Source organism: Vibrio sp. 10N.261.55.A10 (genome assembly GCF_041470825.1).
Lineage (GTDB): Bacteria > Pseudomonadota > Gammaproteobacteria > Enterobacterales > Vibrionaceae > Vibrio > Vibrio crassostreae_C.
Map to the genome: position 1 here is coordinate 185,408 of NZ_JBFRNC010000030.1, position 22,270 is coordinate 207,677.

Sequence of the window (22,270 nt, forward strand, 5' to 3'; positions counted from 1 at the left end):
TTAAGAGGCTAGATTAATGAACAAAGAAATTTTGGCGGTAGTAGAAGCTGTTTCAAATGAGAAAGCAGTTCCTCGTGAGCGTATTTTTGAAGCGCTTGAAATCGCGCTTGCAACGGCAACAAAAAAGAAAAGCGAACTAGAAATTGAAGTTCGTGTTGAAATTGACCGTAAAACGGGTGATTTCGAAACTTTCCGTCGTTGGGAAGCTGTTGAGGAAGTTGAATTCCCAACAAAAGAAATCTCTATTGAAGCTGCAAAGTACGATGACCCAGAGATCGAACTTGGCGGTTTCATTGAAGATGATATCGAATCAGTAACGTTTGACCGTATTACGACTCAAACGGCTAAGCAAGTTATCGTACAGAAAGTACGTGAAGCTGAACGCGCTCAAATCGTTGAGCAGTTCATCGATAACGAAGGCGAGCTAGTAACTGGCGCAGTTAAGAAAGTTAACCGTGACACTATTATCCTAGACCTAGGTAACAACGCTGAAGCGGTAATCCTTCGTGATGACCAACTTCCTCGTGAAAACTTCCGTCCAGGTGACCGTGTTCGTGGTCTTCTTTACGCAGTTAAACCAGAAGCTCGTGGTTTCCAGCTTTTCGTTACTCGTTCGAAGCCAGAAATGCTAGCTGAACTATTCCGTGTTGAAGTGCCTGAGATTGGTGAAGAGCTAATTGAACTTAAAGGTGCTGCACGTGATGCCGGTTCTCGTGCTAAAATCGCTGTGAAAACAAACGACAAACGTATTGACCCAGTTGGTGCGTGTGTTGGTATGCGTGGCGCACGTGTACAAGCTGTTTCTAACGATCTTGGTGGTGAGCGTATTGATATCGTTCTTTGGGATGATAACCCGGCTCAATTCGTAATCAACGCAATGGCTCCTGCTGATGTTGCTTCAATCATCGTTGATGAAGACGCACACTCTATGGATATCGCTGTTGAAGCGGATAACCTAGCACAAGCGATTGGCCGTAGCGGTCAAAACGTACGTCTAGCGTCTCAACTTACTGGTTGGGAACTGAACGTAATGACTGTTGCTGATCTTGAGAAGAAGCACCAAGAAGAAGCAGTTGCTTCTATTGAAAACTTCATGAAGCACCTAGACATTGAAGAAGACTTTGCTCAAATGCTTGTTGAAGAAGGCTTCTCTACGCTTGAAGAAGTAGCATACGTTCCTGTGAACGAGCTTCTTGAAGTAGACGGTCTAGACGAAGGTATCGTTGAAGAACTACGTAACCGCGCAAAAGACGCACTGACTACTCTAGCGCTAGCGAAAGAAGAAACTTTCGACGGTGTTGAGCCTGCTGAAGACTTACTTGCACTTGAAGGTCTTGAGCGTGAAATGGCTTACAAGCTAGCAGCAAAAGGCGTTGCGACACTGGAAGACCTAGCTGACCAAGGCGTTGATGAACTAGAAGGCATCGAAGACCTAACTGCAGAGCGTGCAGGCGAGCTAATTATGGCTGCGCGTAACATCTGTTGGTTCGGCGACGAAGAATAATTCAGCAAGGAGAGAAAGCGGTATGACACAATTAACAGTTAAAGCACTGAGTGAAGAGATTGGTACGCCAGTTGACCGCTTAATTGAACAACTTGCTGATGCAGGCATGAAGAAAGCAGGGTCGGATCAAGTGACTGATTCAGAGAAGCAAACATTGCTAACGCACCTTAAAAAGGAGCACGGCGATACTTCAGGCGAAACAGAACCGACTCGTTTAACTCTTCAACGCAAGACCCGCAGCACGCTAAGTGTTGCCGCTGGAGGCGGTAAGAGTAAGGATGTTCAAGTAGAGGTACGTAAAAAGCGTACTTACGTGAAGCGCAGCACTATTGAAGATGAAGCGAAACGTGAAGCTGAGGAAGTAGCTAATCGTGAAGCGGAAGAGAAAGCACAACGCGATGCTGAAGAGCAAGCGAAACGTGATGCTGCAGAGAAAGCACAGCGCGAAGCTGAAGAAAAAGTAACACGTGAAGCGGATGCAAAACGTGAAGCTGAAGAGAAGGCTCAACGCGCACAAGCTGAAAAGGCTAAAAAAGACATGAATTCAAAAAATGCAGACGCTAACGCACAAGCGAAAAAAGAAGCGGATGAACTTAAAGCTCGTCAAGAGCTAGAAGCAACTCGTAAAGCAGAAGCTGAAGCAGCTAAGCTTGTTGAAGAAGCTCGTAAGTTAGCAGAAGAGAACCAAGAACGTTGGTCTGAAGAAGAGAAGAAGAAGAAAGAGCAAGAGAAATCTGCGGATTACCATGTGACTACTTCTACTTACGCTCGTGAAGCTGAAGATGCGGCAGATAAGAAAGATGAGAAAGCACCTCGTCGTCGCAAGAAGAAAGCAGCTCCTGCTAACCAACCTGCAAACAACCGTGGTGGTCGTAACCAACGTGGTCGTGGCGGTAAAGGTAAGCTTGCTAAACCAACTTCAATGCAGCAAGGCTTCGATAAGTCAGCAACTGTTGCTAAATCTGACGTTGCTATCGGCGAAACTATCGTTGTTTCTGAACTGGCTAGCAAAATGTCAGTTAAAGCAACTGAAGTTATCAAAGTAATGATGAAGATGGGCGCTATGGCGACTATCAACCAAGTGATCGACCAAGAAACAGCACAACTTGTTGCTGAAGAAATGGGTCACAAGGTAATCCTACGTAAAGAAAACGAACTTGAAGAAGCAGTACTAGCTGACCGTGATAGCGATGCTATCGCTGAAGGTCGTGCTCCTGTTGTTACTATCATGGGTCACGTTGACCACGGTAAAACTTCAACACTTGATTACATTCGTAAAGCACACGTTGCTTCTGGCGAAGCTGGCGGTATCACGCAGCACATTGGTGCTTACCACGTAGATACTGACAACGGTATGATCACTTTCCTTGATACTCCTGGACACGCGGCGTTTACAGCTATGCGTGCTCGTGGTGCTCAAGCGACAGATATCGTTGTACTTGTAGTTGCAGCAGACGATGGCGTAATGCCACAAACAATCGAAGCAATCCAGCACGCGAAAGCGGCAGGCGTTCCTCTGATTGTTGCTGTGAACAAGATCGATAAAGAGGGTGCAAACCCAGACAACGTTAAGAATGAGCTAGCTCAATACGACGTTATCCCTGAAGAGTGGGGTGGTGAGAACATCTTCGTTCACATCTCTGCTAAACAGGGTACAAACATCGATGGTCTTCTAGAAGCTATCCTTCTTCAGTCTGAAGTTCTTGAACTTACAGCGGTTAAAGAAGGCATGGCGTCTGGTGTTGTTGTTGAATCTCGTCTTGATAAAGGTCGTGGTCCAGTTGCAACAGTACTAGTACAGTCTGGTACTCTAAACAAAGGCGATATCGTTCTTTGTGGTCAAGAGTACGGCCGTGTTCGTGCAATGCGTGATGAAAACGGTAAAGACATCGAAACTGCAGGTCCATCTATTCCTGTAGAAATTCTAGGTCTTTCTGGTGTTCCTTCGTCAGGCGATGAAGCGACTGTTGTACGTGATGAGCGTAAAGCACGTGAAGTTGCGAACTACCGTCAAGGTAAATTCCGTGATGTTAAACTAGCTCGCCAACAAAAAGCGAAACTAGAGAACATGTTCGCGAACATGACGGCTGGCGAAGTTGCTGAGCTTAACGTGGTACTTAAAGCTGACGTTCAAGGTTCTGTAGAAGCGATTGCTGACTCTCTACTGAAACTGTCAACTGACGAAGTGAAAGTGAACATCGTAGGTTCTGGTGTTGGTGGTATTACTGAAACTGATGCAACGCTTGCTGCAGCTTCTAACGCTATCATCCTTGGTTTCAACGTTCGTGCTGACGCAACTGCGCGTAACACGGTTCAGAACGAAAACCTAGATCTACGTTACTACTCAATCATTTACCAACTAATTGACGAAGTTAAACAGGCGATGGGCGGTATGCTTGCTCCTGAATTCCGTCAAGAGATCATTGGTCTTGCACAAGTTCGTGACGTATTTAAGTCGCCTAAACTTGGTGCAATCGCTGGTTGTATCGTGACTGAAGGTACGATTAAGCGTAGCAACCCAATCCGCGTACTTCGTGAAAACGTTGTTATCTACGAAGGTGAACTAGAGTCACTTCGTCGCTTTAAAGATGACGTACAAGAAGTTAAGAACGGTTACGAGTGTGGTGTCGGCGTTAAGAACTACAACGACGTTCGCGTTGGTGACCAGATCGAAGTATTCGAAATCGTTGAGGTTAAACGTACTCTAGACTAATCAGTCTGTACGACTCGACATATTGACTAAGGTTACTAACATTACTAGTAAAGGTAATAAGTAATCGGTTGTTGAATACACCATGGGGGGCTGGTAATTACCAAGCCCCCCATCTTTCTAAGTGAGAAAAGAAAATGTCAAAAGAATTTAGCCGCACACAACGTGTGTCTCAGCAGCTTCAAAAAGAGCTTGCTCTTATCCTACAACGTGAAGTTCGTGACTCACGTATTGGTATGGTAACTATCTCAGACGTAGAAGTGTCTCGTGACCTTGCTTACGCAAAAGTGTTCGTGACTTTCCTGTGTGTTGGTGAGCAAACTCCTGAATCATGCCTTAAAGCTCTTAAAGAGCATGAAGTGCCAGTTCGTATGGCTCTTGGTAAGCGTATTCGCCACCGTCTAACGCCTGAAGTTCGTTTTACTTACGACAACACACTAGTAGAAGGCATGCGTATGTCTAACCTAGTAAGTGAAGTTCTGAACGATGATAAGCGTAAGCAAGAAGAAGCTGGCCGCACTGACGAAGCTCAGTCTAAGGGCGAAGAGTAATGGCTCGCCGTCGTAAAGGTCGCCCTATCAACGGGGTAATTCTATTAGATAAGCCGACTGGCATTTCGTCTAATGATGCACTGCAAAAAGTAAAGCGTATTTACTTTGCAGAGAAGGCAGGGCACACCGGTGCTCTGGATCCTCTTGCGACTGGCATGCTGCCAATTTGTCTTGGTGAAGCAACGAAGTTCTCTCAGTTTCTTCTAGATTCTGATAAGCGCTACGTTGTTATCGCTAAGCTTGGTGAGCGTACCAATACCTCTGACTCTGATGGTGAAGTGGTAGAGACACGTGATGTTAACGTGACTCAAGAACAGCTTGAACGTTGCATTGCGAGCTTCAAGGGTGAAACCGATCAGATACCATCAATGTTTTCGGCATTGAAGTATCAAGGTAAGCCTTTGTACGAATACGCACGTGCAGGTATCGAGGTTCCTCGTGAGTCTCGTAAGATCACTGTGTACTCTATTGAACTGCTTCGCTTTGAAGGTGATGAAGTTGAAATGGAAGTGCATTGTTCGAAAGGCACATACATCCGCACAATTACCGACGACCTTGGTGAAATGCTAGGTTGTGGTGCTCACGTGACCATGCTTCGCCGTACAGGTGTCGCAAAGTACCCATACGAGCGTATGGTGACTTTGGAGCAGTTAAACGAGATCCTAGAGCAAGCACAGGCGCAAGAAATTGCACCGAAAGAGCTGCTTGATCCACTGCTGATGCCAATGGACACTGCCGTTGAAGACTTACCAGAAGTAAACCTGAACGCGGAACTGACTGACCTAGTTCAGCACGGTATGCCAGTTCAGGTTGCTGGTGCGCCAACTGAAGGCACGGTTCGTATGACAAGTGGCGAAGAGAAGCTGTTTGTCGGCGTAGCTCAGATTGCTGAAGATGGCCGAGTTGCACCGAAGCGTTTGGTTGTTTTCAGAGATGAAGAGCCACAAGCGTAGCGCTTACATCGGATCTTAGCGCTGAGTCGTGAAAAGCGAGCAAATAAGATAGAAAGCGAACGCCTAATTTAGGTGGTTCGCTTTTTTCGTTTTTAATGGGTTCGATTGTTATTGCACCAACTGACAAACTTCCCTATAATCCTCGGCTCGCGTAGCGGCTGAATCAGAGATTGGCTGCTACAAATATAAACTTACTCTTATCAGGAGAGAATTATGTCTCTGAATGCAGAAACTAAAGCAGCAATCGTTGCAGAATACGCACAATCTGAAGGCGACACAGGTTCACCAGAAGTACAAGTAGCACTACTTACTGCTTCTATCAACCACCTACAAGGTCACTTCAAAGCGCACAAACACGATCACCACAGCCGTCGTGGTCTACTACGTATGGTTTCTAGCCGTCGTAAGCTTCTTGATTACTTGAAAGGCAAAAACCTTGCTCGTTACCAAGACCTAATCAAGCGTCTAGGCCTACGTCGCTAATAGCGATGTCTGCAAAGACAGTTTGAAGAAAAGGAGCATTTATGCTCCTTTTTTTGTGCCTGTAAGAAAATGCTAGGCTGGATGCTCAGAATATCATCTGGCTTTTTCTGATAGGAAATATATCTCCTAATAAAAATAGTTTATACTACGCCCGCCTATAGCGTTTTCAGCGTTTGGCAATCAACCTCTCAAGAGATTACAGTCACAGATGTCGGCCAATAGGTCGCGACTATTCAAAGGCGGATTTGGTCTTAATTCGGCGTATGAACACATACAAAGAGTCACCATCCTAAGTCCCTTTTCACTAGTCGCGATTGGTAATGTCTTGAGTCATTATTCACTTAATCTAAAGTCTGGCTTTAGAGCTAAGGATATACAATGTTTGAAAAACCAGTTGTAAAATCGTTCCAGTACGGTAACCACACCGTTACTCTAGAAACGGGCGTAATTGCACGTCAAGCTACTGCTGCTGTAATGGCGACTATGGACGATACTTCAGTATTCGTTTCTGTTGTTGCTAAGAAAGAAGCAGTTGCAGGTCAAGACTTCTTCCCACTAACAGTAAACTACCAAGAGCGTACATACGCTGCGGGTAAAATCCCTGGTGGTTTCTTCAAGCGTGAAGGTCGTCCATCTGAAGGCGAAACACTAACAGCTCGTCTGATTGACCGTCCAATTCGTCCACTTTTCCCAAGTGCGTTTAAAAACGAAGTTCAAGTTATCGCTACGGTTGTTTCTATCAACCCTGACGTAAACCCAGACATGATCACTATGATCGCAACATCTGCTGCGCTTGCTATCTCTGGTGTTCCATTCAATGGTCCTATCGGTGCTGCACGTGTTGGTCACATCGACGGCGAACTTGTTCTTAACCCATCAAATACTGAGCTTGAAAACTCTAAACTAGACCTAGTTGTGTCTGGTACAGAAGGCGCAGTACTTATGGTTGAATCTGAAGCAGATAACCTATCTGAAGAAGAAATGCTTTCAGCTGTTGTTTACGGTCACGACCAACAACAAGTTGTAATCAAAGCAATCAACGAGTTTGCTGCTGAAGTTGCAACTCCATCTTGGAACTGGGAAGCACCAGCAGTTAACACTGAGCTTAAAGCTCAAGTTGCTGAACTTGCTGAAACTCGTCTATCTGACGCGTACCAGATCACTGAGAAAATGGCTCGTTACGAGCAAGTTGGCGTAATCAAGAACGACGTTGTTGAAGCTCTAATTGCACAAGACGAAAACCTAGATGAGCGCGAAATCCGCGGCATGCTTGGTTCTCTAGAGAAAAACGTAGTACGTAGCCGCATCATCGCTGGCAACCCACGTATCGATGGCCGTGAAAAAGACATGGTTCGTGCGCTAGACGTACGTACTGGTGTTCTTCCACGTACACACGGTTCTTCTCTATTCACTCGTGGTGAAACTCAAGCACTTGTTACTGCAACGCTTGGCACACAACGTGATGCTCAAATCATCGACAGCCTGATGGGTGAGAAGAAAGACAACTTCCTTCTACACTACAACTTCCCTCCATACTGTGTAGGTGAAACTGGTTTCGTTGGTTCTCCTAAGCGTCGTGAAATTGGTCACGGTAAGCTTGCTAAACGTGGTATCCAAGCAGTAATGCCTTCTGTTGAAGAATTCCCATACACAGTTCGTGTTGTATCGGAAATCACAGAATCTAACGGTTCTTCTTCAATGGCTTCTGTATGTGGTACATCTCTAGCTCTTATGGATGCTGGTGTTCCAATCAAAGCTTCTGTTGCGGGTATCGCAATGGGTCTTGTTAAAGAAGGCGACGATTTCGTTGTTCTTTCTGACATCCTTGGCGACGAAGATCACCTAGGTGACATGGACTTTAAAGTAGCAGGTACTAACGCTGGTATCACTGCACTTCAAATGGACATCAAGATCGAAGGTATCACTAAAGAGATCATGCAAATTGCACTTAACCAAGCGCAAGGTGCACGTAAGCACATCCTTTCTGTAATGGATGAAGCTATCTCTGGTGCTCGTGAAGATATCTCTGAATTCGCTCCACGTATCCACACAATGAAAATCAGCTCTGATAAGATCAAAGATGTTATCGGTAAAGGCGGCGCAGTTATCCGTGCTCTTTGTGAAGAAACTGGTACTACAATCGAAATCGAAGACGATGGCACAATCAAGATTGCTGCTACTGAAGGCGCAGCTGCTAAAGAAGCTATCCGTCGTATCGAAGAGATCACAGCTGAAGTTGAAGTTGGCCGCATTTACCAAGGTAAAGTTGCTCGTCTAGCTGACTTCGGTGCATTCGTTACTATCCTTCCAGGTAAAGATGGTCTAGTACACATCTCTCAAATCGCTGACAAGCGCGTTGAGAAAGTGTCTGACTACCTAACTGAAGGTCAAGAAGTTCCTGTTAAGGTTCTTGAAATTGACCGTCAAGGCCGTGTACGTCTAAGCATGAAAGAAGCAGTTGAAACGCCAGCTGAAGGCGAAGCACCTGCTGCTGAGTAATTCTCAGTGTGTCGATGGTGATATCGCTTTTTAGTGATTTCTAACCTATCGTCAACAAAGCATGTTATAAAGGGGAGCATATCGCTCCCCTTTTTTATTGCGGTCATAACAGGAGTAATTATTTGTGAAATGGTTTCAAACCGCGAGTATGTGTTTACTGCTTGTACTAACAGGTTGTGCGACAACATCAGATAACACCTCAAGTTGGGTTTATCCACCGATGGCTGTGCCACTGCAACCAAGCGTTCAGCAAGAAGTTCAAATTGCACGTCTTAGTCAGTTATTACAGCGCCCAGATTTGAACGATGAAGTTCGAGCTAAGATGCTGTTTGAACGTGGTAACTACTACGACAGTGTTGGCCTGCGTGATCTCGCGCGTCTCGACTTCAACCAATCTCTTTCATTGAACCCTGCTCAACCTGATATCTTCAATCTTTTGGGTGTTTACTTTACGCAGGTAGGGGAGTTTGATGCGGCTTATGAATCTTTTGATTCTACGTTAGAGCTTGATCCTGCAAACTCTTACGCAGAAAGGAACCGCTCTATCGCGCTTTACTATGGCGAGCGTTACGACTTAGCCAATGAAGAGATGATGAAGCACTATGCCGACGATCCTAGCGATCCGTTTCGCGCTCTGTGGTTGTACATCATTCAGCATGAGCTGACGCCAGAGCAGGCTAAGCTTGATTTGCAAAAACGTTACGAGAGCCGTGATGAGCAGTGGGGTTGGGTATTAGTCGCGATTATGCTTGATGACATTACTGAAGAGCAGGCTTTCAAGGCGATCTTAACTGGTACTCGTGACAACACGTTACTTGCGCAGCGTCTAACAGAGACGTACTTCTACCTTGCTAAGCGTTACCATATGAATGGTGATTACGCGAATGCTATCTCTTTGTACAAGTTAGCGGTTTCTTTTAACGTGTATGAATACGTAGAACATCGTTACTCTTTCTTAGAGTTAAGCCGTATCTTCACCACGCTTAAAGCTGAGCACTTAGCACAAGTTAAGTTAGCTGAGGCCGAAGAAGAAGCTAACGCTAAGTAAGCAACACATTTTGATTCCGAAAAGCCGCTGCCTGTCAGCGGTTTTTTTATGCTCCTTTTTTATGATCTTCATCTCGTTTTGATTGCTTTTTATTTAAACAACACTAAAATAGTTAGTCTTGCTAACTAAATGCCATTCTTTGATTAGGTGAGTATGCTGAACCAGAATTTAGAAAAGATTGAGCGCTTCGCCTCTAAGATATGGCGCACTCAGGTAAATGAAGATCCTATTTGCCAATTGAGCTTCAATGAATATGACTATTTGAAGGTCATTCAAGCCTCTCCTGAACCGATCCGATTGACAGATCTGGCGATTGAAATGCAAGTAACCAAGCCTTCAGCAACTACTATGGTTCAAAGGTTAGAGAGAAAAGGTCTCGTTGAGCGTAAAGCTTCGCTCGAAGATGCGAGGTCTAAGTTGGTCGTACTGACCAGCAAAGCGGAAGTCGGCTTGGAAGAAGAAAGTAAGATCTATCAGGTCATGGCACAGATACTGGAAAGCCGTTTGTCTGAGCAAGAATCTCAGCAGTTAAACCTATTATTAAATAAAGCTTTAAAGTAAATAATTTAGATATTTAGTTAGCCTTGTTAACTAATTTTTCGAGTCATATCTTGTTGATATGCGACTCACAAATGAAAGTAGAGTAAGAAATGAGTAACTCAATTAGTCGTCAATTTTGGCGATACACAATCCCTACCGTGGCGGCCATGTTGGTTAATGGCCTGTACCAAGTGGTGGATGGCATCTTCATTGGCCGCTATGTGGGGGCTGATGGACTTGCAGGTATCAATGTTGCGTGGCCTGTGATTGGTTCGATTCTTGGTATTGGTATGTTGGTGGGTGTGGGCACAGGTGCGCTTGTCTCGATTCGCCAAGGTGAAAAAGATACTCAAGGCGCTAAGCAGATCTTAGCAACGGGCTTAACCTTGTTGTTAGCGATAACGCCTATTGTCTCTGCATTGCTGTTCTTGTTTGCTGATAACTTCTTGCTTTGGCAGGGCGCTGAAGGGCGAGTGTATGAACTTGGTCTGCAGTACTTACACATTCTGATTGGTGCTAGTGTCTTCACGCTAGGTTCGATCGCGATGCCGTTTCTACTGCGTAACGATGACAGTCCGAACTTAGCGACGATACTGATGATCGTTGGTGCGGTGATTAATATCGTGCTCGATTACCTGTTTATCGCTCTCTATGGCTGGGAGTTGATGGGTGCAGCATTAGCAACAGCGATTGCCCAGTTTGTAGTAACGGCTCTCGGCTTGGCTTACTTCTTCTCGCGTCGAGCAAACCTACGTTTACGTTGGAATGAGTTGAGATTGAAGCTGGATGTGATTCCACAAATCTTCGCCATTGGTACATCAAGCTTCTTTATGTACGCTTATGGTTCGATGATGGTGGCGCTTCACAATGCGTTGTTCTCTCAATATGGCGACCAGTTGATGATTGGTGCGTACGCGATTTTGGGCTATATCGTGACGGTTTATTATCTCACGGCTGAAGGTATCGCCAACGGCATGCAACCTTTGGTGAGCTACAACCATGGTGCGCGTAACCAAGCGAACATCCGTAAGTTACTTAAGATAGCGATGATGAGTTCAGTATTGATTGGTGTGGCGTTCGTGCTGCTTCTCAATGCGTTCCCACGTGAGTTTGTATCAGTATTTAACTCAGACGAACCTCAGTTGGTTGAGTACACCGTGTTGGGTATTCGCCTTCACATGTTTGCACTGGCGCTGGATGGCTTCTTGGTAGTCGCAGCTGCTTACTATCAAGCGGTGAACAAGGGCAGCAAGGCGATGTTTGTGACTATAGGTAATATGCTTATCCAACTACCGTTCTTGTACATTATGCCTAAGTTGTATGGTGTGCCGGGGATCTGGATTGCGTACCCACTGTCTAACATCGCACTAAGTGTGGTGGTGATGGTAATGCTCTACAAAGACTTAAAGAAGCTCGATGCCTCACCGATGGAAACAGCGACGGCATAGGCCGTGTTTCTTAAGTCGCATTAAAAAGGTCTAGCGAACGCTAGACCTTTTTTGTATCTGTTGCTGGTTAGTCCAATGCGAGGAACTAGATGTTCTTAACGTCTAAACCTGCAAGCTGATGCCAGTAACCATTACATTGGCGGCTTTCAATCTTCATCGGTTTTTGACCTTGCTCGTTCGCTCTGAAGTTGTTGATTTCAGAGAAGGTATCGATGCCGAGAGGGCTTAAACGAACCACATCAACCAGGTCGTGCATGTTCGGTAAATCATTGACTAGGTTGTAGCAGTAGCCTGATTGCGTCTGAATACCGTTAAGGTTGAAGACTGATTGGCCTTCTTGGCTTTCTACTTGTAGCCCTGTTGGGTACTTGATACAGCAGGTTTCGCAATCGTCTTTAGCTTTGTTTTCAGCGCGAGCGGTAAAGCAGCGTGCTGAGTAAGCAAGCGGTAGGTAGCCGTGGCTAAACACTTCAACTTCGAACTTGTTACGAATATTTAGCTCTTCGCACTGGGTCATTACGTTGCTTAGCCATTCGCGAGAAAGCTCAACCGGCATACACCAACGCGTCATACCTTGTTTCAAGAACAGGTTCAGGGTGCGTGCGTTGTAGGTGTTTACTGCCGGGCCAACCACGAAAGGTACTTTGCTTTCGCTGGCCAGTTGAATAGCAGACACATCATTGGCTTCGATCGCAAAGTCACCGTTATCGATGTACTTCTTCATGATGTTGACTTCGCTTGGTGCTTCTAGCAATGCCATGGTGGAAAGTACGACTTGCTTACCTGAAGCCGACAGCTCTTTAGCAATGTCCATCCAGTGTTTCGCTTTCATCTCACGACGCTTTGAACACACCGCTTCACCTAGGTAGATGATATCGGCTGAGCTTGATTTCGCTTGCTCATAGAAGCTTTCAACGTCTTGTTTTGGCCAAAAATAAAGTAGAGGGCCTAATGCGTATTTCATTGAGTTCTCCATTTGGCTCTATTGCCATTTACGGTGATAAGCGCCAAGCGTGGTTTGTGTACCTTCAGATACATTCGCCAGTGTCGCATTCCAAGCTTGTTCCACTTGGTATTGTTCTGGGTTCGCTAAGTAGCGGTCGATAGCTGCGCGCCAAGTACGAGTCACTTGCTCGACATAAGCAGGGCTACGTTGGCGACCTTCAATTTTCACTGAGGCAACGTTGGCAGCAAATAGCTCAGGCAACATAGACAGCGTGTTGAGGCTGGTTGGCTCTTCAAGTGCGTGATAGCGTTTACGCTCACCATCGATTTCTGCTTCAAAGCGGCCTTTACACAGCGTTGGGTAGCCCGCGTTTTCGCCAGCTACGTACTTGTCGATAAGAATCTCATTCAAGCGTGACTCTAGGCCTGTTTCTGTTTCTTGCCAGCGAACGTATTTTGCTGGAGAACAAGCACCAACGGTATTGGGTGATTCGCCGGTCATATATGAAGAGAGGTAGCAACGGCCTTCTGCCATGATGCACAAACTACCAAAAGCGAATACTTCAAGATCAACGTCAGAGGTGATGTTACGAGAAAGCTGTTTGACCTGATGAATTGACAATACGCGAGGCAATACCACACGCTTTACATTGAAGTTCTTGTGGTAGAAGTCGATTGCAGCCGCATTGGTTGCAGAAGCTTGAACCGATAGATGCAATTCTAGTTCTGGATATTTGTTTGCTGCGTACTCAAGCACTGCGATATCAGCAATGATCAGCGCATCAACACCTAGTGCTGCGGCGTTGTCTACGGCATTTGTCCAGCGTTCGAAGCCATTTGGGTGAGCAAAAGTATTTAAGGCAACGTGAATTTTCTTGTTGTGGTCATGCACATACTGCACAGCACGATCGAGCTTTTTACCCGCAAAGTTTAGGCCTGCAAAGTGTCGGGCATTGGTATCGTCTTTGAATCCGATATAGACAGCATCCGCACCACAATCAATAGCGGTTTTCAAAGCAGGTAAGTTACCCGCTGGGCATAAGAGTTCCATTTGCTCACTACCAGTAGAATTAAGTTGAAGCGAGCATTTTATGAAGAATTGTGAATGACGGAATTGATGTAAGGCAGGTTTAGATGGATAAATCTGCTTTTACTCCGTTTGAGGTACTGACGAGTGGTAGTTTTGTGTGTTGCTTTGGTTTTGAATGAGGTGCGTATTGGAATCGTCTAATCAGTTCTTATGACGGCGGTTTTGAGCAAACAACTCTTCGACATCTTGTTTTGGTTGCGGACGATAGAAGTGGAAGCCTTGAATCGAACTACAGTTGAGGTTAGACAGCAGAGTCGCTTGCTCACTGGTTTCGACACCTTCTGCAACCACGGTCAAATCGAGAGATTTACCTAGGTTGATGATGTTTTCAATTACGGTAATTTGCTTTGGTAGGGTATCGATATCAGAGATGAAAGCACGGTCTATTTTAAGCTCATCAATTGGGAAGCGAGCAAGGTAAGACAGTGAAGAGTAACCTGTACCGAAATCATCAATTGAGAGAGCAAAGCCAAGTTTCTTGATGGCGTTAAGCATTTGAAGTGTGTGTTCACTATCACTCATTACCGCGCTTTCCGTTAGCTCAAACGTAATCGCACTTGGATCAAGCTCGGTCGAACGCAGCAATTTTTCCATATAATCAATCAGCTTTGGGTTACCAAACTGTTCTGGAGATAGGTTGATCGCGACACGACCTGGAAGGATACCTTGCATCTTCCAGCGCTTAACCGTAGCAAACACTTCACGCATTACCACTCGGCCAAGTTGTTCAATAAGCCCTGCTCGTTCCGCCACAGGAATGAACGCGGCCGGACTGATATAACCTTCGACAGGATGCTTCCAACGTACCAGAGCTTCAGCGCCGTTGATGGTGAAATCACGGGCATTCACTTTCGGTTGATACCAAACCTCAAGTCCATTTTGTTGCAGTGCTTTTTGGAGCTCTATCTCAAGCCACAGTCGCATGCGCGCTTCTTTGTTCATCTGTTCGTTGAACTTGATCAGGCGGTTGCGACCACGATCTTTGGCTTCATACATTGCTGTGTCTGCATTTTGCAGCAAGATACGAGCATCAGTCCCATCTTGAGGAAAGCTCACGCTACCAATTGAGCAGGCTAAGCGTTTGCTAAAGTGGTGAAGATCGAAGGGTTGATTGATCAGAGATATGATCTTTTCAGCGAGCATTTCAGGTGTTCGCTGATGTTCAGGTTCTGGCAGGATAATACCAAACTCATCCCCGCCTAAATGTCCAATCACGGCCTTACGAGGCAGTAAGCGTTTAAGACGCGAAGCGACCTCTTTAATCACCTTGTCACCGATGTGATGACCAAGTGAGTCATTGATATTCTTAAAGTTATCAATGTCTAAGTAGAGCATCACCACCGGCGTATCATTGTGAATGAACTGCTCAAGACGCTTAGTAAACCCAACTCGGTTGTAGAGCTTGGTCAGTGCATCTATGTAGGCATCTTCACTGTTTGCTGGTGTGTATTGTTTTGCGGTTTCTTGTGCGTCTTGAATAAGCACCAGCTGAGTGTTGCTTCCAAGAACGGTGGTGGAGTCGATGTTGAGCTGAACTTTACGTTCAAAGCCGCATCGCGCACCCGTTAAGCAAACCAAACCAGACTCAGAAATAATAGAGCTGAGGTTATTATTGAAGACTGTTTTGGTTTGTTCATCGATAAATAGGCGTCCCAGCTGTTCGCCAATTAACTCTGTGGTTGAGTTAAAGCCAAGCAGGCGCGCTGCCGCTGGGTTGGATGACAAGATATAGTCACTTTCAACGAGCAGTAATCCGTCAGGGAGTAGTTGAGATAGTTTGTGGAATTTGGCTTCGGATTCTTCTAAAGAACGGACAAGTACTTGGTTTTCTGATGTGTCGAAGGCGTGAAAGACGATGTAGTCGGTTTTGTTGCCATTGGTAAGCGGAGATAGGCTGAAATGAAGGCTGGTATCGAGGTCTGTTTCGTTGAGGGTGACTTCGGCCTCAATCGTTTCGCCACTGAATGCACGCTCATAGTAAGGCTTGAGATGTTGGTAGAACTGTTCGCCCAATGTTTGGCGATCATTCATGCCTGCAAGCTCTGGTTGACTCAAACCAGCAATATCGCAGTAACGCTCATTCACCATAAAATAGTTATGTTGAGCATCAAGTACTGCAAAAAAGAACGGACTATTTGCAGTTAGCTGGGTAAACCAATGTTGTAGTTGTTGGGGAGGCATCAAAGTACTACCAATTCTCCAAGAGCTTGAATATTCACTATCGATAAATATTTATTACTTTTTGTGTGGCTATCGATATTTACCTGTGAGTGCAGCGATCCGCTGTAATTCTCATTACCTGAGTTACTATAACTGTGATTTTCAGGATATTAAAGGTCGAGTATCAAACAGAAGTTAATTTGATACATAACAGTAACTGAGATCTCAACATCATCTATGATGCATTCCATATTATTGACAAAGTTACGGATAAGTCACGTGATAAACAAGATTCGCACTCAACTAGTTCAAAATGCCGCATCAATTTTGCGATCTCCAGTCCAGTTATTGCCTAAAACAGTACAAAAAAGAGCCTTATTGGAGGCGCTTAAGAATGTATTCAAGGAAGCTTTAGAGGACGGTGACTTTGAGTTTTTAGAAGACAAATGGCTGAAAGTCTCAATAAAAGACATGGGGTTAAGTTGGTGTATTAGCTACAAAAATGAGCAACTGGTTGTAGCTGATAAAGAGGTGGTTGAAGATGTAAGCTTTAGCGGCAATCTTAACGATCTTGTGTTGATTGCGGGGCGTAAAGAAGACCCAGATACGCTTTTCTTCCAACGTAGACTGTCTATTGAAGGCGATACCGAGCTCGGTTTAGAAGTTAAAAACTTGATGGATAGCGTAGATTTGGACTTATTGCCGACTCCTATGAAAACTTTGTTAAATCAATTAGCTGATTTTGTGCAGAAGGGAGTACAATCCCCAGATACACAAAGTGAGGTAATGAATGCTTATTCGAACTGAAGCACCGGCAGATATACTTGTCATTGATCGTTTATTGAAATCTGTTTTTGAAACAGATGCAGAAGCTAACTTGGTTATGAGCTTGCGTGAGAATAGCCATTTAACGCTATCGCTGGTGGCTTGTTCTGATGAAGGCGAGGTGGTTGGTCACCTGATGTTTAGCCCTATCACTCTTGATGGCGACGATCATAACTGGCAAGGGCTTGCGCCTCTCGCTGTGAAAGAAGAGTTCCGCAACCAAGGCATTGCCAAATCTCTAGTTGAAGATGCGTTTTCCACTTTGGTTGATTTTGGTTACCCAGCTTGCGTTGTGTTGGGTGACCCTGCTTATTACAGCCGCTTTGGTTTCAAGGCTGCGAGCGAGTTTGGCCTGAGTTGTGTTTGGGATGTGCCTGAAGGTGCTTTCCAAGCGATTGAATTGGTAAACGGTGCGTTTGCTGGACATGCTGGTGAGATTGCTTACAGCCCCGAGTTCAACGACTTATAAGCTGATTTATCACGCAACAAGATACAAACTGATTTAGTCTAAATAAAGGAGCTTGATGCTCCTTTATTTTTTGTTAGTATCAGCCCTGCTCTAATAAGCGCTCTTTCAATAGAGGCAGCTTTCACAAAACTAGTTCTAACAAACTTCTGGTTTCAATAAACTTTGGCTCCAATAAACTTAAGGTTACTACCGCTAGATATGTCACAAACACACGCGCAATACCTACATGAGATGGGCATTAGCCAATGGGAACTAAGTCACCCAGAGCGTTTAGCAGGTTATGAATCTGAATTGACTCCGCTCTCGAGCGATTGCAAGTTACTGTTGGTTTCGCCTGAAAAACCTCAGGAAGATCTCGCCGTGATGTTTGAGCGAGTACTCAAAAGTATCAAGCTCGACTTATCTCAGGCTTTACACCTTCAACCGCAACACTTGTCTACTGTGGATTTAGGTTCGGTTGAGTGGATATGGTTTGCTGGTTGTGAGTCGGCTCAAGATCTGAAGGCTAAAACACTTCAATCGCCATTACTGTCTGACATTAACGGTAACAACCAACACCGCCGCGACTTATGGCAACAAATTTGTGCTTATGACTAATCAATTTTTACCGACTTCACAACAACACCTAGACGCCATTTGGAAGATAGAGCAGGCCGCGCATTCTCACCCTTGGTCTGAAAATATGATCCGAGATCTTGATAGCCGAGGCGCTTGTCATCATGTCCTTGAAGTTGATGGACAAGTGGTGGGCTATTTCTTCGCTCAAAATATTGTTGGTGAAGTGACGCTGCTTAATATTGCGGTAGACCCAAGCAAGCAAGGCAAAGGTTATGGTAAGGCACTAACTGAACATTTCCTTGATATATGTGAACAAGCTGATGCTGAAAGCGCTTGGCTGGAAGTTCGCGAAAGTAATGTGAACGCGTTTAATCTTTACGAAAAGGCAGGCTTCAACGAAGTTGATCGCCGTCGTAATTACTATCCAACTAAACAAGGCAACGAAGATGCCATCATTATGAGCTATCTTTTTATGTCTTTTAGCTAGTCATGTTACGTCTTTTCGCTAACTAGATAGCTAATCACAAAATTAGCCAAAAAATAGGGTGTAAACTGACCCTTTAGAAAGTGATACGCTTTCTGTATAATCCGCACACAGAATTCAAGGGCAAGTATTATCTACTTGCCCTTTTTACGCTTTAGATCAGCAAAGGGCGACTATGTCTTTCCAACAAGAAGTGAGCAAACGTAGAACGTTTGCGATTATCTCTCACCCGGATGCGGGTAAAACCACGATTACTGAAAAAGTTCTTTTATTCGGAAACGCGATTCAAAAAGCGGGTACCGTAAAAGGCCGTGGCTCTAACCAGCACGCTAAATCTGACTGGATGGAGATGGAAAAAGAACGTGGTATCTCGGTAACTACGTCGGTAATGCAATTCCCATACAATGATTGCCTAGTAAACCTACTAGATACTCCAGGACACGAAGATTTCTCGGAAGATACGTACCGTACGCTAACAGCGGTTGATTCATGTTTGATGGTTATCGATGCTGCGAAAGGTGTCGAGGATCGTACTCGTAAACTAATGGAAGTAACACGTCTGCGTGATACGCCAATCGTAACGTTTATGAACAAACTTGACCGTGACGTTCGTGACCCAATGGAAGTGCTTGATGAAGTAGAGAGCGAGCTAGGTATGGCTTGTGCTCCAATCTCATGGCCAATTGGTTGCGGTAAAGAGTTTAAAGGTGTTTACCACATTCACCGTGATGAAACGATCTTGTATGAATCTGGCCACGGCCACGAGATCCAAGAAGTTCGTATCATCAAAGGTCTAGATAACCCTGAGCTAGATGAAGCAGTAGGTGCTGATCTTGCGGAAAGCGTACGTGAAGAGCTAGAGCTTGTTATCGGTGCTTGTCCTGAGTTTGACCATGAATTATTCCTAGCGGGTGAACTAACGCCGGTTTACTTCGGTACTGCATTGGGTAACTTTGGTGTTGACCACATGCTTGATGGTCTAACGAAATGGGCTCCAGCACCTCAAACGCGTCAAGCGAACGAGCGTGATGTTGAAGCGACAGAAGAGAAGTTCTCTGGTTTCGTATTTAAGATTCAAGCAAACATGGACCCTAAACACCGTGACCGTATCGCATTCATGCGTATCGTTTCGGGTACTTACAACCAAGGTATGAAGATGAACCATGTTCGTACAGGCAAGAGTGTAAGTATCTCTGATGCGGTAACCTTTATGGCGGGTGACCGTGCACGTGCTGAAAAAGCATACGCGGGTGATATTATCGGTCTACATAACCACGGTACTATCCAGATTGGTGATACCTTTACTCAAGGTGAGAGCCTTAAGTTCGCTGGTATTCCTAACTTCGCACCTGAGCTATTCCGTCGTATCCGTCTACGCGATCCACTGAAGCAGAAGCAACTTCTAAAAGGATTAGTTCAGCTTTCAGAAGAGGGCGCAGTACAAGTATTCCGTCCTATGCAGAACAACGACCTGATCGTTGGTGCGGTTGGTGTCCTTCAGTTCGACGTGGTTGTAGCGCGCTTGAAAGCGGAATACAACGTAGAAGCTATCTACGAAGGTGTTAACGTTGCAACAGCTCGCTGGGTTGAGTGTGACGACGCTAAGAAACTGGAAGAGTTCAAACGTAAGAACCAATCTAACCTAGCGCTAGATGGCGGTGACAACCTGTCTTACATCGCACCAACTATGGTGAACTTGAACCTAGCTTCTGAACGTTTCCCTGAAGTTCAATTCCGAGCGACGCGCGAGCACTAATAGCGACAGTTCTACATAACATTGTTGGATAATATTAAAGCCGAATTGCTTCTAGCATTCGGCTTTTTTGTTACACTAAGAGTACACCGTTTTGATGGAGTAAAGCGTGTTTGATCTCAATTTAGTAAAGCCATTCCTCTCTGTATATCAACAAAGATCGATAACCAAAGCTGCTGAATCGTTAGAGCTAACTCAACCTGCGGTTAGTGCTGCAATCAAGAGGTTTGAAGCGGTGGTAGGCTATGCGTTGTTCGTAAGAGTAGGGCGTTCAATAGAACCAACGTCAATGTCTCACAAACTGGCTGGTCAATTATCTGATGCTTTAGAGTTGATGGAAGGTGCAGTATCAAGAAAGCGTGATTTTACGGTTTATATGCCTGCGAATCTGCTCCACAAAATGCCCATGCTCAATGGTGTTCAGTTAGTTGAATCCCCAATTTCTGTAGAGAATGTTGTCGAGGATATCCGACTCAATCGAGTAGATTTAGTGGTCGATACTGGTTTACCTAAACAGTCAAGTTTAGCGTCTGAATTTGCAACTACTGATAGATTGCTTCTTATGAGTGATCCTGAAAACAGTCAATTTGGTGAGAAGATTTCGATGGATGAGTTTCTTGAAGCACGGCATGTAACCTTGAAGTTACTTCGCCAAGATACTCAAATAGTCGACTTTCTTTCCGAAAAGAGCTTTACTCGTGATGTTGCTATCGAAGTAAGAAACATCACTAACTTGATATTGGCGGTAAAAGGGACTGACTATATTGCAGCTGTTCCGGTTAGCATGATCCATTTAGCAAAAATCATTGGCTTACAAATTCATGAGCCTCCATTCTCAATGCGTCCCGTGGAGTTTGAGTTTTTCTATCACAAGAAGTATCAAACTAATGGGCAACATCAAGAGTTACGAGATGAGCTTAAACAGTTATTAAATGGCTAGAAATCGAAGGCTAAACCGAATTCCACATAGTTTTTGGTTTCAGGGTATATGGTATAGGTAACGGACGGTTTTACGTACTTCAAGTTAAAGAATACAGCTACTTCGTGATAATGAATGTTGGTCCTAGTTTCATTTCTGATATGTCTAGATCTCGTAGTAGTCTCATCTTTAATATAAAAGTCTTGGGTATCTTTTTTGAATCCGATTTCTTGGTTGAATTTGTAAAGAAAGTCAGCATATTGAATCGGGCTCCACAGAGCGCCTGCACTATAATCGAATGTGTCAGAGGTTTTATATTCCATGCATAAGTTTGGAAGACAAGCATCGAAATCTCTGTCCATATAGTTGTAGTTGATATCGCCAAGCAGTGTCCAATTTTCATGAATCAACTTAGCAACAAAAATGCCTGTTGTGATCTCATGTTCGCTGACTTTTACGGTGTTTTCAGTGTAGTACGTGTCCCCTTGCCAGAATGAATATCCCAACCCTGCTTGCCAATAGTCTTGAGTATCAACCTCTCCAAAAACACGCAATTTATCATTGATTTGATAGTTTATATCAAGTGTGGCGACTGTCTTATCATTGTCTGGGCTTTGAGATAAGCTGACGGAAAAGATATCTGTAAAACGCTCAATAGATTCAATAAGGGTGTCATTTGCAGACGAGTAAAAAGGGAAAGTCAAAGCAAGTATTAATAGAAGGCGTTTCATATTCAAATTCCGAATCGCTTTCCTTAGCTAGTGAGTAAAAACACCCGATAATAGCGTTCACTATTATCGGGTGAGAGGATTTAACTTGGTTTTAGATTAACCGCGCAAACGCTGTTGAATTGCTGATTTAGCTTTTTGTAGCTTGGTTGGGTCGATAGATTGCACTCTGTCTTTTACGTTGTTTTTAACCGCTGGAGGAAGTGTTACATCACCTCGGTCATTTACAACAATACCGTTCCCAAAAGTGACTGTTCCATTTACTTCATCTATGTAGCCTTCACCCACAATATTTCCATGACGATCTTTGATGTGAACCACACCACGATCATCAGCCTCTGCTGTGTAGTCAGTCGTTTGGGATCTGCCATTTACCGTGATTTCAACATAGCCATCGTTAATATCAACTGACACAGTGTGATGACCGTGACCTGGAGGTGTTGGTTCTAAAGGGAGTTCATCTGTTGGTGGTGTAATTGGACGGTCACCAGAAACTAGATAAAAAGATTTGCCATCAAAGCCATACATTTTACCGTCGTAATATACGATGTTATCGGTAATCGAGATTTCATGTTGTGGAACACGCACGGTCTCCCCGTCTAC

20 protein-coding genes are annotated in these 22,270 nt (G+C 44.6%); 15 read left to right on the forward strand and 5 right to left on the reverse strand.

Features of this window, described 5'->3' with window-relative positions; all coding sequences use genetic code 11:
• The first annotated feature begins 16 nt into the window (after positions 1-16).
• The 9 genes from nusA (at position 17) to AB4274_RS10590 (ending at position 11,736) form a co-directional block, all read left to right on the forward strand.
• Positions 17-1,504: a transcription termination factor NusA gene (nusA, locus tag AB4274_RS10550; protein WP_017059230.1), complete on the forward strand. Its 1,488-nt coding sequence runs from the start codon at positions 17-19 to the stop codon at positions 1,502-1,504.
• A gap of 22 nt (positions 1,505-1,526) precedes the next feature.
• Positions 1,527-4,217 carry a translation initiation factor IF-2 gene (gene infB, locus AB4274_RS10555; protein WP_017059231.1) on the forward strand — a complete coding sequence of 897 codons (2,691 nt, stop codon included), beginning with the start codon at positions 1,527-1,529 and terminating at the stop codon, positions 4,215-4,217.
• A gap of 134 nt (positions 4,218-4,351) precedes the next feature.
• Entirely contained in the window at positions 4,352-4,765 is a 414-nt protein-coding gene (gene rbfA, locus AB4274_RS10560; protein WP_017059232.1) for a 30S ribosome-binding factor RbfA, read from the forward strand.
• Entirely contained in the window at positions 4,765-5,718 is a 954-nt protein-coding gene (gene truB, locus AB4274_RS10565) for a tRNA pseudouridine(55) synthase TruB (RefSeq protein ID WP_017059233.1), read from the forward strand. Before rbfA ends, truB begins: the two co-directional genes overlap by 1 nt.
• A 213-nt stretch (positions 5,719-5,931) precedes the next feature.
• Complete coding sequence (gene rpsO, locus AB4274_RS10570; RefSeq protein WP_010436144.1) at positions 5,932-6,201, forward strand: 30S ribosomal protein S15; 270 nt, start codon at positions 5,932-5,934, stop codon at positions 6,199-6,201.
• A 378-nt stretch (positions 6,202-6,579) separates the two neighbouring features.
• On the forward strand, positions 6,580-8,700 hold the full coding sequence (gene pnp / locus AB4274_RS10575; protein ID WP_017068231.1) for a polyribonucleotide nucleotidyltransferase: 2,121 nt from the start codon (positions 6,580-6,582) through the stop codon (positions 8,698-8,700).
• 124 nt (positions 8,701-8,824) lie between these two features.
• A complete protein-coding gene (gene nlpI, locus AB4274_RS10580) occupies positions 8,825-9,748 on the forward strand; it encodes a lipoprotein NlpI (protein ID WP_017059235.1) in 924 nt (307 codons plus the stop codon).
• Positions 9,749-9,901: 153 nt separating this feature from the next.
• Positions 9,902-10,309, forward strand: coding sequence for a MarR family winged helix-turn-helix transcriptional regulator (locus AB4274_RS10585; RefSeq protein WP_017056675.1), 408 nt, complete (start codon positions 9,902-9,904; stop codon positions 10,307-10,309).
• Between the two features lie 89 nt (positions 10,310-10,398).
• On the forward strand, positions 10,399-11,736 hold the full coding sequence (locus tag AB4274_RS10590) for an MATE family efflux transporter (protein WP_017065966.1): 1,338 nt from the start codon (positions 10,399-10,401) through the stop codon (positions 11,734-11,736).
• Positions 11,737-11,821: 85 nt separating this feature from the next.
• On the opposite strand, the gene AB4274_RS10595 is transcribed toward AB4274_RS10590, so the two are convergent.
• The 3 genes from AB4274_RS10595 to AB4274_RS10605 all read right to left on the reverse strand — a co-directional run bounded on the left by AB4274_RS10595 (position 11,822) and on the right by AB4274_RS10605 (position 15,952).
• Entirely contained in the window at positions 11,822-12,700 is an 879-nt protein-coding gene (locus AB4274_RS10595) for a U32 family peptidase (RefSeq protein WP_017059237.1), read from the reverse strand.
• Between the two features lie 18 nt (positions 12,701-12,718).
• On the reverse strand, positions 12,719-13,732 hold the full coding sequence (locus AB4274_RS10600; RefSeq protein WP_372083277.1) for a peptidase U32 family protein: 1,014 nt from the start codon (positions 13,730-13,732) through the stop codon (positions 12,719-12,721).
• Positions 13,733-13,912: 180 nt separating this feature from the next.
• Entirely contained in the window at positions 13,913-15,952 is a 2,040-nt protein-coding gene (locus AB4274_RS10605) for a bifunctional diguanylate cyclase/phosphodiesterase (RefSeq protein WP_017072096.1), read from the reverse strand.
• Between the two features lie 258 nt (positions 15,953-16,210).
• On the opposite strand from AB4274_RS10605, the gene AB4274_RS10610 reads away from it, so the two are divergent.
• The 6 genes from AB4274_RS10610 (at position 16,211) to AB4274_RS10635 (ending at position 20,960) form a co-directional block, all read left to right on the forward strand.
• Complete coding sequence (locus tag AB4274_RS10610; protein ID WP_029235120.1) at positions 16,211-16,738, forward strand: SCP2 domain-containing protein; 528 nt, start codon at positions 16,211-16,213, stop codon at positions 16,736-16,738.
• Positions 16,722-17,225 carry a GNAT family N-acetyltransferase gene (locus tag AB4274_RS10615; RefSeq protein ID WP_017063279.1) on the forward strand — a complete coding sequence of 168 codons (504 nt, stop codon included), beginning with the start codon at positions 16,722-16,724 and terminating at the stop codon, positions 17,223-17,225. The genes AB4274_RS10610 and AB4274_RS10615 overlap by 17 nt, the downstream gene beginning before the upstream one ends.
• 198 nt (positions 17,226-17,423) lie before the next feature.
• A complete protein-coding gene (locus tag AB4274_RS10620) occupies positions 17,424-17,822 on the forward strand; it encodes a DNA polymerase III subunit psi (RefSeq protein WP_372111980.1) in 399 nt (132 codons plus the stop codon).
• Positions 17,815-18,270: a ribosomal protein S18-alanine N-acetyltransferase gene (gene rimI, locus AB4274_RS10625; RefSeq protein WP_017059243.1), complete on the forward strand. Its 456-nt coding sequence runs from the start codon at positions 17,815-17,817 to the stop codon at positions 18,268-18,270. The genes AB4274_RS10620 and rimI overlap by 8 nt, the downstream gene beginning before the upstream one ends.
• A gap of 172 nt (positions 18,271-18,442) precedes the next feature.
• Positions 18,443-20,023 carry a peptide chain release factor 3 gene (prfC, locus tag AB4274_RS10630; protein ID WP_017059244.1) on the forward strand — a complete coding sequence of 527 codons (1,581 nt, stop codon included), beginning with the start codon at positions 18,443-18,445 and terminating at the stop codon, positions 20,021-20,023.
• A gap of 106 nt (positions 20,024-20,129) precedes the next feature.
• Positions 20,130-20,960, forward strand: a complete 831-nt coding sequence (locus AB4274_RS10635) for a LysR family transcriptional regulator (protein ID WP_372111982.1) — start codon at positions 20,130-20,132, stop codon at positions 20,958-20,960.
• On the opposite strand, the gene AB4274_RS10640 is transcribed toward AB4274_RS10635, so the two are convergent.
• Both AB4274_RS10640 and AB4274_RS10645 read right to left on the reverse strand, forming a co-directional pair.
• A complete protein-coding gene (locus AB4274_RS10640; RefSeq protein ID WP_372111984.1) occupies positions 20,957-21,670 on the reverse strand; it encodes a hypothetical protein in 714 nt (237 codons plus the stop codon). The genes AB4274_RS10635 and AB4274_RS10640 overlap by 4 nt on opposite strands.
• Before the next feature lie 96 nt (positions 21,671-21,766).
• Positions 21,767-22,270, reverse strand: a 504-nt coding sequence (locus AB4274_RS10645; protein ID WP_372111985.1) for a hypothetical protein, incomplete at its 5' end; no start/stop codon positions are given.